Genomic DNA, 12,709 nt, shown 5'->3' with positions numbered 1-12,709 from the left:
ATCGCAACCAAATCGGACTTCTCCTCAACACAGTACTGCTGTTTTCGATTCTAAGTAGTTCCAAATACAAAACCAGATACCTGAAAGCAGTCGATCCTACGCGATTTCACCCGGAACGCGTCACGAGTCGGTCAGAAGTTGCCGAAGCACGTAGTGCAGGATACCGCCGTGTTCAACATATCGCACACCGGCGGGCGTCCCGACCTGGGCCGTCACCGGGAACTCGACCGACGACCCGTCCGACCGCTCCGCAGTCACCGTCAACTCGGCCATCGGCTCCAGCCCGTCGTCCAACCCGTAGATAGCGAAGACTTCTGACCCGTCTAGTCCGAGCGCTTCACACGAGTCGCCGTCCTGGAACTGCAACGGCAGCACGCCCATCCCGACGAGATTGTCCCGGTAGATGCGCTCGTAGCTCTCGGCGATGGTTGCGCGAACGCCGAGGAGGTCGGTTCCCTTCGCCGCCCAGTCACGACTCGAGCCGGTTCCGAACTCCTCGCCCGCCATCACGACGAGGGGCGTCCCCTCCTCGTGGTAGCGCTGGCTGGCCTCGAACACGGTCGTCTGCTCGTCCGTCGGCTGGTGAATCGTGTAGCCGCCTTCGACGTCGTCGAGCATCTGGTTCTCGATGCGGACGTTGGCGAACGTCCCCCGCATCATCACCTCGTGGTTGCCCCGGCGGGCACCGTACGTGTTGAACTCGTGAGGCTCGACACCGTGGTCCATCAGCCACTGCCCGGCGGGGAGGTCCGAGCCGAACGGTCCTGCGGGGCTGATGTGGTCGGTCGTCACCGTATCACCCAGTGTCAACAGACACCGTGCATCCTCGACGTTGGAGACGCTAGGTTTCTCCAGTGGGAAGTCCTTGAAAAACGGCGGTTCCCGGATGTACGTCGAGTCCTCGTCCCACTCGTAGACCTCGCCAGTCGGCGCATCCAACGCCTCCCATCGTTCGTCGCCCTCGAACACGGAGGCGTACTTCTCCTCGAACATCGACGGGTCGACGAAGTCGTGGACGGCTTCGTGGATCTCGTCGCTGTCCGGCCAGAGGTCCGACAGATAGACCGGGTTGCCGTCCTCGTCGTACCCCAGCGGGTCGTGCTCCAGATCGATGTCCATCCGACCGGCCAGCCCGTATGCCACCACCAGCGGTGGGCTGGCGAGGTAGTTCGCCCGCACTTTTGGATGGATGCGTGCCTCGAAGTTCCGATTCCCGGAGAGTACGCTCGTCGTCCAGAGGTCGTGTTCGTCGATCGCGGTCTCAATCGGTTCGGGGAGTGGCCCTGCGTTTCCGATGCAGGTCGTACAGCCGTAGCCCACGACGTTGTAACCCAGGTCTTCGAGGTACGGCAAGAGTCCCGATGCTTCGAGGTACTGGGTGACGACGCGGCTGCCGGGTGCGAGGCTGGTCTTGACGTAGTCCGGGACGTCGAGGCCGCGCTCGACGGCGTTCTTCGCCAGGAGCCCGGCTGCCAGCATCACGGACGGATTTGACGTGTTCGTACAGCTGGTGATGGCGCTAACGACGACGCTCCCGTGCCCGATCTCGATTTCGTTGCCGTCGAGGTTCACTGTAGCGCGCTTCGTGAGGGGTCCCAGATTCTGTTTTTCAGTGTCGCCCGCTTGTTGAACGCCGCCGTCAGTTCGTTCGGCGTCGGTTGGTTCTCCGGTCAACTCGGCCTGGGTGTTGCCGCCCTCTCCGAGCCACCGGGCCAGCGCCTCCTCATCGATTTCATCGAGGGCTTCTTCGAACTCGCCGTGGAGTAACTCCCGGAAGTGGCCCCGCATGTCACCCATCTCGACGCGGGACTGGGGCTTCTTGGGGCCGGCGAGGCTTGGAGTGACTGTCGAGAGGTCCAGTTCGACTGTCTCGGTGTATTCGGGATTCTGCTCGCCGAACAACCCCTGGGCGTCCAGGTAGTTCCGGACGAGTTCGATGTGTTTCTCGTCGCGGCCCGTCAGTTCGAGGTAGTCGAGGGTGGCCTCGTCGACGGGGAACATGCTGATGGTCGAGCCCTGCTCGGGGGCCATATTGGCGATGGTCGCCCGGTCAGGGACGGTCAGCGTCTCCACGGCGGGGCCGTAGAACTCGACGAATCGGTCGACGACGCCGACGTCCCGGAGCAGTTCGGTGACGTGCAGTACGAGGTCGGTCGCTGTCGCACCCTCGGGGAGTTCACCCGTAAGTTTGACGCCGACGACTTCGGGGAGGTTCATCGTGATGGGCTGGCCGAGCATCGCGGCTTCGGCCTCGATGCCACCGACGCCCCAGCCGACGACGCCGATGCCGCCGATCATCGGCGTGTGACTGTCCGTGCCGACGAGCGTGTCCGGAAGCAGCCAGTTCTCGCCGTTCTGCTCGCGTTCGTGGACGACCTGCCCGAGATACTCTAGGTTCACCTGGTGAACAATTCCCGTTCCAGGTGGGACGACGCTGAAGTCGTCGAAGGCGTTTTGCGCCCACTTCAGTGCCCGGTACCGTTCGCTGTTGCGCTCGTACTCCAGTTCGACGTTCTTCTCGTAGGCGTCCTCGCTACCGAAGTAGTCCACTTGGACGCTGTGGTCGATCACGAGGTCGATGGGCACCTCGGGTTCGACGAGAGTTGGGTCGCGGTCCTTGCGGTCGACGGCCGACCGGAGCGCCGCGAGGTCTACGACGGCAGGGACGCCTGTGAGGTCCTGGAGGATGACCCGGGACGGCTGGAACGGAATGTCGGCGTCGGAAACGTCCGGTTGCCAGCCAGCGAGGTCACGGATGTCGTCCTCGGTAATGTCCTCCCCATCGGCGTTTCGGAGGACGGATTCGAGCATGACACGGATGCTAACCGGGAGTTTATCAAGTTCACAGAGGCCTTCCTCTTCGAGGACGGTGAGGTCGGCCATCTTGTAGGTCGTTCCATCGGCTTCGAACTCGCGGATCGCATTGAAGGGGTTCATTATTGTGGAATACTTCAAACGGAGTAACGGTTATTCTTGTCCCCGTTCTCGGGAGACGGGATTCGAGCAGTTGGACCTGCCCGAAGGGGTTCAGAGAGCTCGTTGCTCTCGCGTTCGACGAGTGGTACAGTTCTGCATAAGGTGGCACTGCCTTCCTCGCTAGTGTTCATGGGTTCAGGCACCCGTTTCTTGGCCAGTCTTACTGTCCATGCGTTCAGGCGCGATTCGTGACAACCGCATCGCGTTCCCGGTGACGCCGAGGCTCATCCCCATGTCGCCGACGATGACCGCGACCGCGACGCTCACCAGTCCCAGCGGGACGCCGAGTGCAAGCAGGGCCTTCACGCCGAGGCTCGACCAGATGTTCTGGCGGATCACGCCGTTCGCCGTGTGCGACAGCCCGTAGAGATACGGCAGCTTGCTGATGTCGTCGCCCATCAGCGCGATGTCGGCGGTCTCGATTGCGGTGTCCGTTCCGGCCGCGCCCATCGCGATGCCGACCTCAGCGGTCGCCAGCGCGGGCGCGTCGTTGATGCCGTCGCCGACCATCGCCACGTCGCCGTACTCCGCCTGTAACGCCTCCACGGCATCGACCTTCTCGTCGGGCAATAGTTCTGCGCGATACTCGTCGACGCCGACCTGTTCGGCGATCGCACGGGCCGTCCCCTCGTTGTCGCCGGTCAGCATCACGACGTGCGCGACGCCGAGTTCGTGCAGCCGTGCGACCGCCCGTTCGGCGGCCGGCCGCACCTCGTCGGCAATGGCGATAATGCCGATCAATTCGGTATCCGTGCCGACGAGGACGACCGTCTTCCCCTCATTCTCGAACCGCGAGATCGCGCCGTCCTCGAGGTCGGCACAGTCCTCGCGTTCGCACTGCTCGTGGGCCACTTCGGCGACTGCGCCGCCGTCGGCACGGAGGTGGGCGTGCGACAGGTCGAAACCCAACTCCTCGAAGAGGGCGGGCTTGCCTGCATAGTACGTCTCGCCGTCGATGTCTGCGCTGATCCCCTTTCCGGTGATGCTCTCGAATTTCTCGATACTCGGCACGTCATCGCCGGCATCCTTTTCGGCGCGTTCGAGTATCGCCTCGGCGATTGGGTGTTCGCTTCGCTGCTCGAGTGCAGCCGCGTGCTGGAGTACCGTCTCGTCGTTCGTACCGCCAAGCGCTACGACGTCCGTGACCGCGAGTTCGCCCTTGGTGAGGGTACCAGTCTTGTCGAGGGCGATGGCGTCCACCTCGCCCATCGCTTCGAGGTGGTTGCCGCCTTTGATGAGGACACCGTTCTTCGCGGCACTGGTGATCCCCGACACCACGGAGACTGGGGTCGAGATGACAAACGCACACGGGCAGGCGATCACCAGCAGAGTAAGCCCCCGAATGAACCACGCCTGCCAGTCGCCCGCGAAGGTGAACCCGTAACCGGCTAGGTCCACCGACACCGGATCAGCGATAACCAGCGGCGGGATAGCGGCGGTCAGGATTGCCAGCACGACGACGAGGGGTGTGTAGTAGCCGGCGAACTGGTCGACGAACTGCTCGGACTCGGTCTTCTTCGCCTGTGCGCCCTGCACCATCTCGATGATCTGCGAGAGCGTCGACTCCGAGGCGGCCGAAGTGGCCTCGAACTCGAGGTATCCTTCCTCGTTGATGCTGCCCGCGTACACTTCGTCGCCGGCAGCCTTGTCGACGGGGACGCTCTCGCCCGTGATCGGCGACTGGTCGACTGCACTCTCGCCTTCGATGACCGTCCCGTCGAGCGGAATCTTGTCACCGGGGCGAACAACCACGGTCTCGCCCACCTCCACCTCCTCGGCGGGCACCGTGACTTCCTCACCATCGCGAAGGACGGTCGCCTCGTCGGGCGAGAGTTCCATCAGCTCGCGCAGGGAGTCCCGTGCCCTGTCCATCGCATAGTCCTCGAGCAGCTCGGCGATGCTGAATAGGACGGCCAGCGTCGCCGCCTCGACGAAGTAGCCGATACCGGTCGCGGCGATGATGGCCGTCCCCATTAGCAGGTCGATGTCCAGACTCCGGTTCTTCGCGGAGTAGTACCCGCTACGGACGACCGGGATGCCACTGGCCGCGACGGCGCCGAGGAACAGGACATCTGCGATGTGGAGCGGGTACTCGAGGACACTTGCGATGGCGATGTTCTGTCCTGCGAGGAAGAACTCGAAGAGGAGCCCGACGGTGAGGAACGCCGCGCCGAGCCACGTCTTCTTCGCGCGAGGACTCGTCCAGACCTCCGATGGTGGTGCGATGTCGACGCCATCGGCCGCCTGGTTGTCCTCATCATCGCCCTCGGCGTCCGAGCCCCCGACGACCTCGTAGCCGGCGCCTTCAATCGCCTTGACGACGTCGGCTTCGCTAGTCCGATCAGGGTCGTACGTGACGTTGGCTGTGCCGGTGGTCGGCTGGAGCGTGACGTCAGTAATGCCGTCGACACGCTGGAGGCTCTTGTTCACCTTTTGGGCGCAAGAGGGACAGTCCATCTCGGGAACGGCGAGGCGGGCGGTCAGCTCACGTCGCTGTCCGCCGCCGCTCGTTCCTCCTGCTGCGTCCGGATTCTCTGTCATCACGTCACGGTAGGAGCGGGAGTTCGATATGTCTTTGTTGGAATATTCCAACTACGGCCCTCAGTGGGATGCCAGCCGTTCTTCCGCTACCCGCTCGCCGGCGACATGTTGCTTCGCCAAATGTTCTTCCGCCCGACGGAGTCGGTAGGTGAGTGTTGACCGTGGCACGTCGAGATGCTCTGCGAGTTCTCCAACATCGACCTCGCGGGGTGATTCGTAGTAGCCGTGTTCGACGGCGGCCTGGAGAGCAGCCTCTTGGGCTGGAGGCAATCCACTTGGTGTTCCGTCGCTTCCCCTAGCTGATGTTGTGTCCGCTGTGCGGAGCATCTCCATCTGGGCGCACTCCCCGACGGCGACTTTGAGAGCGTCGAAGAACGCCGCCACGTCGCCATCGCCGGAGTGGATGAGTCGCCACGTGTAGTGGCGGCCCTCGTGACGAGTCTCGAACAGCACGCCGTCGCCGAGGTGGTCGCGAGCGATGTGGGGGACTGAGGCGCAGGTCGGAGTGCGCTCCCAATCTGAGTAGAGGATGAGCGCGTCGTCCGTGCGGTCGAGGACGCGGGTGGTCTGTGTGGCGTTGCAGTCCTCGGTGGCGAGACAGTCAGCGTAGTAGTCGCCGTTGAGAAAGGCGTCCTCGATGGCGTTGAGCGCCTCAGGCGTACCGGTGGCATGGTCGACCCGCCAGAGACGCTCGGCAGTGGCGTGCAGCGAGAGCGAGCGAACGCGAGCGTCGGGGTGGTCGGCGAGGGCGTCCGCCACCCTGTTGCAGCCGGGCTCGTATTCGAGAGCGAAGACGAGTTCGCGCATACCCCGTCTAAGGCCTGCTACGACATAACCCATGGCCTGCAGCGTTGTCGACCAGTAGATCTCAGATTACGTCGTCAGGGTCGTGAACTTCCTGCATTCGCTGTGCTTCGGCCGCGTATTGCTCCTGGAGGTCGGGGTCATCGACCATGCCAAGATTGCCGGGTTCAGCATCGACTGCTGCTGTCGTATCTCGGACGTCGGTGAAGGACGTGAGTGCGCGTTCCTTCCGATAGTACTGTTCTCCATCGGGTGTTGCGTAGGTGAGGATGATCAGGTTCTGCTCGTCATCGGAGTACGTCCGTTCGACAAGCCAAACACGAACGTCATCTTCAGACTGATTTGACATACTTAGACATCCCCCGATATCCACTAAGGGATTGGTGTTACGGCTTGCCGAGACTCGCTGTCTCGAAGGGTGATTCTCCGGTCGGAATGAGCAGCTCCTGTCGGTCTCCGACCCGCTCAGCGAGCTTCCGTTTCAGATACTGTCTCGCCGTTGACGGTGTGAAGACGCCCTTGTCGAGCATGTCGCCGACGACGTCTTTGAGGGCCGCGAACTGGCCCTGCAGGTGGCCGTCGCCGACCGGCTCGCCGTCGTACCAGCGCACCGTCGCGAGCGCGCCGTTCCCGACCGTCTCTCCCTGTTCGACTGTCTCCGAGTCGTACTGGAGCCCGAACCACAGCGTCCGATAGGCGGTCACCTCGAACGTCGGCGACACCACGAAGAACGCCTCGTGGTGGAGGTAGTCGAGGTGGTCAGCGACGATCTCGTCGAGGGTGAGCCCGGTGGCGCGGGGCTTCGGCTCGACGACCGTCGACGATCGGTCTTCGCCGGCGAGGTAGCCGTCGACGGCGTCTGCTTCGAGACCATCGGCCAACTCCGCCAGCAGCTGTTTTGCCCACTTCGAGTCGGTGTCGTCGCCACCGAACGGCGATTCAGCCGAAATCCGGTGCTTGAGTTTGAGGTTCGCTGCGCCCCAATGAGAGTAGTGGAGCGTGTACTGTCCGTCTGTCCGTTCGTACGCAACGAGTGCGCGGTTACCCATCGAGCAATCACCTCACGGGACGACCGCGACTGGATCGCCCCGCACCCCTCCCGGGGGACGAACAACGCTACTCGTCGATCGGTTCGGGGGAACTGAGGTCTGCGTGGAGGACTTCGCCGTCGCGAACGACGTACCGCTTCGCCAGCACGGGAAATCGGCACTTGGTAAATCCGGCTGTCTGGATGTCGAATTCTTCGTCGGCTTCGAGATATTCCGCGAGTTCTCCGAGGAACTCATGGGTGACGATGCCACCGTCGTAGTCGGGGAGGCCGTTCTCGCGGGCCGCGTACACCTCGAAATCGTCGTAGCCCCAGATGGTGAGCTCTCCGTCTTCGGTCACCTCCCAGTCGAGCGTCCCGAAGCAGTAGCTCTCACAGAGCTCGCGGACTGCCTGTGGATCCGATACGAGCGCGCCGGTCGATGTCGTTGCGGCTTGGAGTGTTGCCATGGATTGTTCTCGGGAGCTGTCTCGCGCCCCCGCACCCCTTCAGGGGGCGAGCAACTGCTCACGCTGTGACGGCCACATGACGTTGCGCTGCCGACGCGTCGAGCTGTCAGGATTCTCCGTTGACGTCACCGTCCCTCATCGTATTCGGTTGGGTGAGAAAATCTATCTGCTCGAGGAGCGTCGTCGCGGTGCTAATTCGCTCTTGATCAGCGGGCTCCAATTGGTCGCTGTCGATACTGGTGAGGCTACTGAGCGCGCGGTGGAGTCGATAGCCGGGGGTGTCTCGTGGGTCCATGTGTGCGCCTCCGCCAATTCTCGGCGCCGAAAAACACCGGCGGGCAGTCAGCAGGTGAGGTATCGTCGGGTGGTCGCGAGCTGGCTTCTGTTAACCAACAACTCCGAGCCGAGACCAGGATTGTTGGTTAATTTGACGTCGTCTTTACTGACCGGCTTCGGGTTCGGGCCCGTAGCGTGGCGTGCCGCACCGCTGACAGCCCCACATTGGCTGCCCGGTCCACTCGTCATCGGGGACAGCCTCGAACTCGCGGAATCGATGCTTAGTCTCCCGATCACACTCTCGACACTCGAGGTGAGTTCTGTTTGGGCACTCGCGTCGTGGCTGTTCGGTATCGGTCTTGTCAACGGATTCTTGGAGCGCAATCGCTGGCACCAGCCAGAGGTCGTCGTCTGCATCCTCACGAAGGCTTGCAAGACGAGCTTCGGTGCGAACCTCGCTCCCGTTTCGTCGTAGAGAAACGTCGCGTGCTCGCCGTCGTGACGGGACTGCGTCGTCTCTGTCCACGCCGTCCGCTCACGAGCAGCCGCGAGCAGCTGATTACCACATTCAGACGTGACCCGTGTCGCCGAGGGGAGCGAGGGCCACTGATCAACAAGCTGTGGGGCCGGTTCCTCGTCGAGATCGTAGATTAGCTTGCAGTCATCGAGTTCTGGGTCATCATCTCCCTTCGCGAGGAGGGTGGCCGCAGCAGATCCCTTCCCGACGGCGCCGTAGAACGTCGACGCCTCAACGACTATGTGGATGATATGGAGGAGAGTCTGTTCGGCAGTCGATGTGTCCTGATCGTCGGCTGCTTCGAGATGGTTCGTGAGACAGAACCGGCACTTCGACTGGCCAGCGGGGATCGACGCTCCACAGGAATCGCACTCGGTCTCACCTTCTGTCGGGTCGTCTGGATAGCCCGCGTCGACGCCACCAGAGCGTTGCCGCCGGGGCTCGCCACTACTACTGGCGAGTTGGTCGTCGGGAACGTGGGTTGCTTCGCCGAGCGGTCGGAGGGCTTCGTAGTCGGCGTACTGGTCGGTCATAGAGTGATCTGGCCGTATCATGCTTCGTCTTCGGATTTAAACAATGGCTCTCACATCAATCAGGCAACAAAATACAACCGAAAATCAGCAGTGTGGGCGTTAGACAGCCAGTTCGTCCAGTGTGTCGCGGTGGGTCCGTACGGTGACCACTGAGACGTTCGCTACTTCAGCGATGTCCGACTGGGTGAGCCATTGCCCGTCTTCGCGTCCGGCTTTGTACAGACAGGCTGCAGCGAACCCGGACGGCCGAACCCCGGTGGTTGCCCCAGTCGATTCGGATGCTTCCGCCAACTGCCGAGCCCGCTGCCGGATTTGATCGGAGACGTCGAGCTCCGAGGCCAACCGCGGAACGAACGCACTGGGCGTCACGGGTTGGGCTGGCAGGCCAAGTTCCGTATTCAGCGTCGTGTATGCGTTCGTCACCCGCGATTGCTCGACGCGCGCTGAATCGATGATGTCGTCGAGCGTTCGAGGTCGCCCGTTACACCGACACGCGCCGTAGACGCTCGCGGCGGCCATCGCCTCGATCGACCGGCCCTGCAGGAGGTCCTCATTCTGGGCACTCCGGAAGAGCTGGCAGGCCTGGTCACGAAGCGTCTCGGACAGTTCGAGTGCACTACTGATCCGGCGAACTTCACTGAGTCCGTGTGCAAGGTTGCGTTCGGCTTTCGACTGAAACCGCCCACGCGTCTGTTCACGGCGCATCCGGAACAGCCGGCGTCGCTTCTGCTCGGAGAGGCTGTTCCCGTTTGCATCGGTCCCACGGCCGATCTCCGTCGACAACCCACGATCGTGCCGCGCCGCCGTCAACGGAGCGCCAGTCCGTTCGCGCTCGTCTTCGTCGAATGCCCGCCACTCTGGCCCGTGGTCGATTCGCTGCTCGTCGATGACGAGCCCACACTCCTCGCAGACGGTTTCAATCGCATTGGTGGTGACCCGGCCGTCGCACTCGGGACACTGATTCGAGTCGGTCTCGGTTTGGACGTCTTCGTCGAACGTCGTTTCGTAGATCTCTCTGGTTGCCATGATACTCACGAGGGGGACCACGCGGCTCGCGCCTCCCGGAACGCCCCTCACCCATCACGGGGCATATAAACACCCAGCGGCACGGCGACGACACGGTCTTGTGCTGTGGCGAAAGCCCGGCAGCGCAACGGCGCTGTGCGCCGTGAGCAGCCCGGACCGTGGAGGTGGTGGGAGGTGGCGGTGACCGCTACACACCAGCGAAAAAGGGGCGCGTCGCCCTGGCTCCTCCTCGACCGGGATGTCTGAATCCCAACCAGACTACATTTATTGTTGCCCAAGTCGTAGTTTTCCCGTTATGAAACCCGATACGCGCGAAATCATCAACGAGGAGCTCTGGCGGAGCGTCGTCTGGCTGGCCATCGGCCTGTTTGGATGGTCGCTTATTCTCACGTCGACGGATGTGCTTGCGGCATCAGCACTCACCGCGCTGGGATTACCTCTCCTCACGGCTGCGGTGCTGGCAGCCCTAATGGTCGGGATCCGTCTCGCGACTGGCTTGGAGTTAAAAGCGAAGACCGAAGGCAGCCAGCTCCTCTGGTTGATTGTCGGGAGTGTGCTCGGTGGATTCGTCGTGCTCTACGACGTGCTCGTGAACGGACGTGACCCGCCCATCATCCTCGGCTACGCTGTCGCTGTCGGGCTCGGGGTCCTGATCTGGCGTGTTGCTCGGCGACAACAGTCGACGGTGTGAGAATGGATTGGCTCACTGCATACAACGGCCTCCTCGTTCGTATGGGGCTGTATCTTTTGATTTTCTGGCCGACGGTCGGGTACTATGTGTACCGTGATTCGGTGAAACGAGGATTGTCCTCGCCGCAACTTCGCGGGGTCACATACGGGTTCCTGGGAGTACCGGGGCTGCTCGTCTATTTGTACCGGAAAACTCGTTCAGAGACGCAGTCAGTGTAGCCGTCAAGATATAGCCACAGAGAATGGTTCGACCAGGCAGCATCTGAGGACAGTTGGATCCTATCAAACGAGCGCTATGTACGATAGGCCTCCCTCAACTCACCATCGTCTGTTTCATCCCATAACATCGACCAATCTCTAATTGGTAGTTACAGGGTATTGAGTGAACCATCTCAATTGACAATTGACGGCCCATACTGAAGAACCAGCCCAGGAATAATTACGCCGACGAGAATAATTACTCCGACGAGCACGGTATACGAAAGAGCAGTGAAGGTACTCAATCCGAGGAAGAGCGCCACCGCTACGAATACACAGACTGAGCCTTGTTTAGACGCGATAGATCACGGGTTTCAGGCCCTCACAGCTAGTTCTATGTTTCTCACGGCAGCCATTAGCACGAGCTCTCTGAACTGTCCAAACCACGTTCTAGCCCGTAACCTATCACCGAATCGTTGCTTCAGCGCGAAGAACGCGGATTCCACGTTCGATCGACGGTGATACACGTCGTCATCCAACCGCGCGTTGTGTGCTTTGTCAAGGTTCCAATGCTCTTTGTGTTTGATCACTGGTCTAATATCGTGGCCTCGTAACTCCGTCCTGAGGTCGTCCCAGTCGTAACCTTTGTCGGCGGTGATTGTGTTCAACTGATCGAGGTTCCTAGTCAACACCTGCCAGCCGATCTGAGAATCATGCGGCTGCTTCATCGAGCAGTGAACGTCGAGGATTACGTTGGTCTCGCAATCTACGAGAGCGGTGGTTTTCACGGCCTGGAAGTAGTATCCCACACGTTTTCCGTAATGACGACTGACCGCACGTCGGCCGAAGCCAGTGGCGTCGATCGCTTGGACATCACCAAGTTCGTGAATAGAAACAGAGAGCCGAAGCAGCACTCGCCAGACCTTCATTTTGAGTGTCTGCTTTCTCGCACAAACGGTGGTGAAGTCCGGAAGATTGGTGGTTGATAGGCCGAACGTATCAAGAACTCCGGGCATCTCTTGTAAGACGTCCATCAACTGTCGATAGGTGTGATCCAGGTACTCGCGGAGGCAGTGCAACCCCACGATGACCCAGTCGGCGAACCCGCCGTCACCCCGCTTGACCGGAGAGTTTTGGGGTGACCCGACAGCCTTTTGAGACAAACCGACGCATCTAGCCGTGAAGCGGGCTAGTTTCGATGGCACACTCCGAAACCGCCCGCTTCATTTCCTTCAAAACCCGTCAGACAGAGTCTCTACTCCGCGTCTAAACAAGGCCCACAGACTGAAATCACAACGTTCTCTCGGGAAACAAGTGGTTCGTTCCGTACAATGATGACCATCGAAACAGCCAGCAGTACTAAAATCGCGATTACTGCAGCGGTGAACACCTGCATTGAGTCGATTGCAAGTCCGTAGAACAACCCCAGACCGGCGAGCACGTACGCGAGCCCCAAGGCTGCGAGCCCGGCCAACTCTGTGCGCGAACGTTCGGCTTCCTCGTTGTCCACAGTTGTTGGCATATGATTATTTTGATAGCCACGACATATAACACCCTGTTATATCGGGAAATTGACCGCTGAGACCAGCCTACAGTACTCGATAGAATTTCCGTGTTGCATACAGAGGGAAGATATATCATGCCAGCAGGA

Annotated in this window: 11 protein-coding genes and 1 pseudogene; 1 reads left to right on the top strand and 11 read right to left on the bottom strand. The window is 61.2% G+C overall.

The window, feature by feature from the left end:
• Positions 1-120 precede the first annotated feature (120 nt).
• From KZ498_RS21850 to KZ498_RS21810, 9 genes and pseudogenes are all read right to left on the bottom strand, one after another.
• Positions 121-2,937, bottom strand: a complete 2,817-nt coding sequence (locus KZ498_RS21850) for an aconitate hydratase (RefSeq protein WP_092635704.1) — start codon at positions 2,935-2,937, stop codon at positions 121-123.
• Between the two features lie 174 nt (positions 2,938-3,111).
• Positions 3,112-5,517: a cation-translocating P-type ATPase gene (locus KZ498_RS21845; RefSeq protein ID WP_092635702.1), complete on the bottom strand. Its 2,406-nt coding sequence runs from the start codon at positions 5,515-5,517 to the stop codon at positions 3,112-3,114.
• Positions 5,518-5,577: 60 nt separating this feature from the next.
• A complete protein-coding gene (locus KZ498_RS21840) occupies positions 5,578-6,324 on the bottom strand; it encodes a helix-turn-helix domain-containing protein (protein WP_050051691.1) in 747 nt (248 codons plus the stop codon).
• 61 nt (positions 6,325-6,385) lie between these two features.
• A complete protein-coding gene (locus tag KZ498_RS21835; RefSeq protein ID WP_006183450.1) occupies positions 6,386-6,670 on the bottom strand; it encodes a hypothetical protein in 285 nt (94 codons plus the stop codon).
• Between the two features lie 37 nt (positions 6,671-6,707).
• Positions 6,708-7,370 (bottom strand): DUF6735 family protein, encoded by a 663-nt coding sequence (locus tag KZ498_RS21830; RefSeq protein ID WP_312621584.1) that lies wholly within the window; start codon positions 7,368-7,370, stop codon positions 6,708-6,710.
• A 67-nt stretch (positions 7,371-7,437) separates the two neighbouring features.
• Entirely contained in the window at positions 7,438-7,818 is a 381-nt protein-coding gene (locus KZ498_RS21825) for a hypothetical protein (RefSeq protein WP_312621583.1), read from the bottom strand.
• A gap of 106 nt (positions 7,819-7,924) precedes the next feature.
• Positions 7,925-8,113 (bottom strand): hypothetical protein, encoded by a 189-nt coding sequence (locus KZ498_RS21820; protein WP_312621582.1) that lies wholly within the window; start codon positions 8,111-8,113, stop codon positions 7,925-7,927.
• A 144-nt stretch (positions 8,114-8,257) separates the two neighbouring features.
• Positions 8,258-9,144 (bottom strand): annotated as a pseudogene (locus tag KZ498_RS21815) (hypothetical protein).
• Positions 9,145-9,243: 99 nt separating this feature from the next.
• The gene (locus tag KZ498_RS21810) at positions 9,244-10,170 is read right to left on the bottom strand and encodes a transcription initiation factor IIB family protein (RefSeq protein WP_312621580.1); all 927 of its coding nucleotides are present in this window, start codon (positions 10,168-10,170) and stop codon (positions 9,244-9,246) included.
• Between the two features lie 295 nt (positions 10,171-10,465).
• Here KZ498_RS21810 and KZ498_RS21805 point away from each other — a divergent pair, with 295 nt between their 5' ends.
• The gene (locus tag KZ498_RS21805) at positions 10,466-10,861 is read left to right on the top strand and encodes a hypothetical protein (protein WP_312621579.1); all 396 of its coding nucleotides are present in this window, start codon (positions 10,466-10,468) and stop codon (positions 10,859-10,861) included.
• A 571-nt stretch (positions 10,862-11,432) separates the two neighbouring features.
• Here the strand turns inward: KZ498_RS21805 and KZ498_RS21800 are convergent.
• Both KZ498_RS21800 and KZ498_RS21795 read right to left on the bottom strand, forming a co-directional pair.
• Positions 11,433-12,263 (bottom strand): IS5 family transposase, encoded by an 831-nt coding sequence (locus tag KZ498_RS21800; RefSeq protein ID WP_312621578.1) that lies wholly within the window; start codon positions 12,261-12,263, stop codon positions 11,433-11,435.
• A 50-nt stretch (positions 12,264-12,313) separates the two neighbouring features.
• Positions 12,314-12,580: a hypothetical protein gene (locus KZ498_RS21795; protein WP_312621577.1), complete on the bottom strand. Its 267-nt coding sequence runs from the start codon at positions 12,578-12,580 to the stop codon at positions 12,314-12,316.
• Positions 12,581-12,709: the final 129 nt, after the last annotated feature.

The organism is Haloarcula sp. 1CSR25-25, assembly GCF_032027985.1.
Classification (GTDB): Archaea; Halobacteriota; Halobacteria; order Halobacteriales; family Haloarculaceae; genus Haloarcula.
This window is presented reverse-complemented; position numbering and strand designations above follow the sequence as displayed.

Excerpts from the sequence above, each read along its gene's own strand:
- KZ498_RS21830 (WP_312621584.1), bottom strand. The coding sequence starts at position 7,370 with ATGGGTAACCGCGCACTCGTTGCGTACGAACGGACAGACGGACAGTAC.
- KZ498_RS21810 (WP_312621580.1), bottom strand. The coding sequence starts at position 10,170 with ATGGCAACCAGAGAGATCTACGAAACGACGTTCGACGAAGACGTCCAA.
- KZ498_RS21795 (WP_312621577.1), bottom strand. The coding sequence starts at position 12,580 with ATGCCAACAACTGTGGACAACGAGGAAGCCGAACGTTCGCGCACAGAG.
- KZ498_RS21805 (WP_312621579.1), top strand. The coding sequence starts at position 10,466 with ATGAAACCCGATACGCGCGAAATCATCAACGAGGAGCTCTGGCGGAGC.
- KZ498_RS21820 (WP_312621582.1), bottom strand. The coding sequence starts at position 8,113 with ATGGACCCACGAGACACCCCCGGCTATCGACTCCACCGCGCGCTCAGT.
- KZ498_RS21850 (WP_092635704.1), bottom strand. The coding sequence starts at position 2,937 with ATGAACCCCTTCAATGCGATCCGCGAGTTCGAAGCCGATGGAACGACC.
- KZ498_RS21825 (WP_312621583.1), bottom strand. The coding sequence starts at position 7,818 with ATGGCAACACTCCAAGCCGCAACGACATCGACCGGCGCGCTCGTATCG.
- KZ498_RS21835 (WP_006183450.1), bottom strand. The coding sequence starts at position 6,670 with ATGTCAAATCAGTCTGAAGATGACGTTCGTGTTTGGCTTGTCGAACGG.
- KZ498_RS21845 (WP_092635702.1), bottom strand. The coding sequence starts at position 5,517 with ATGACAGAGAATCCGGACGCAGCAGGAGGAACGAGCGGCGGCGGACAG.
- KZ498_RS21840 (WP_050051691.1), bottom strand. The coding sequence starts at position 6,324 with ATGCGCGAACTCGTCTTCGCTCTCGAATACGAGCCCGGCTGCAACAGG.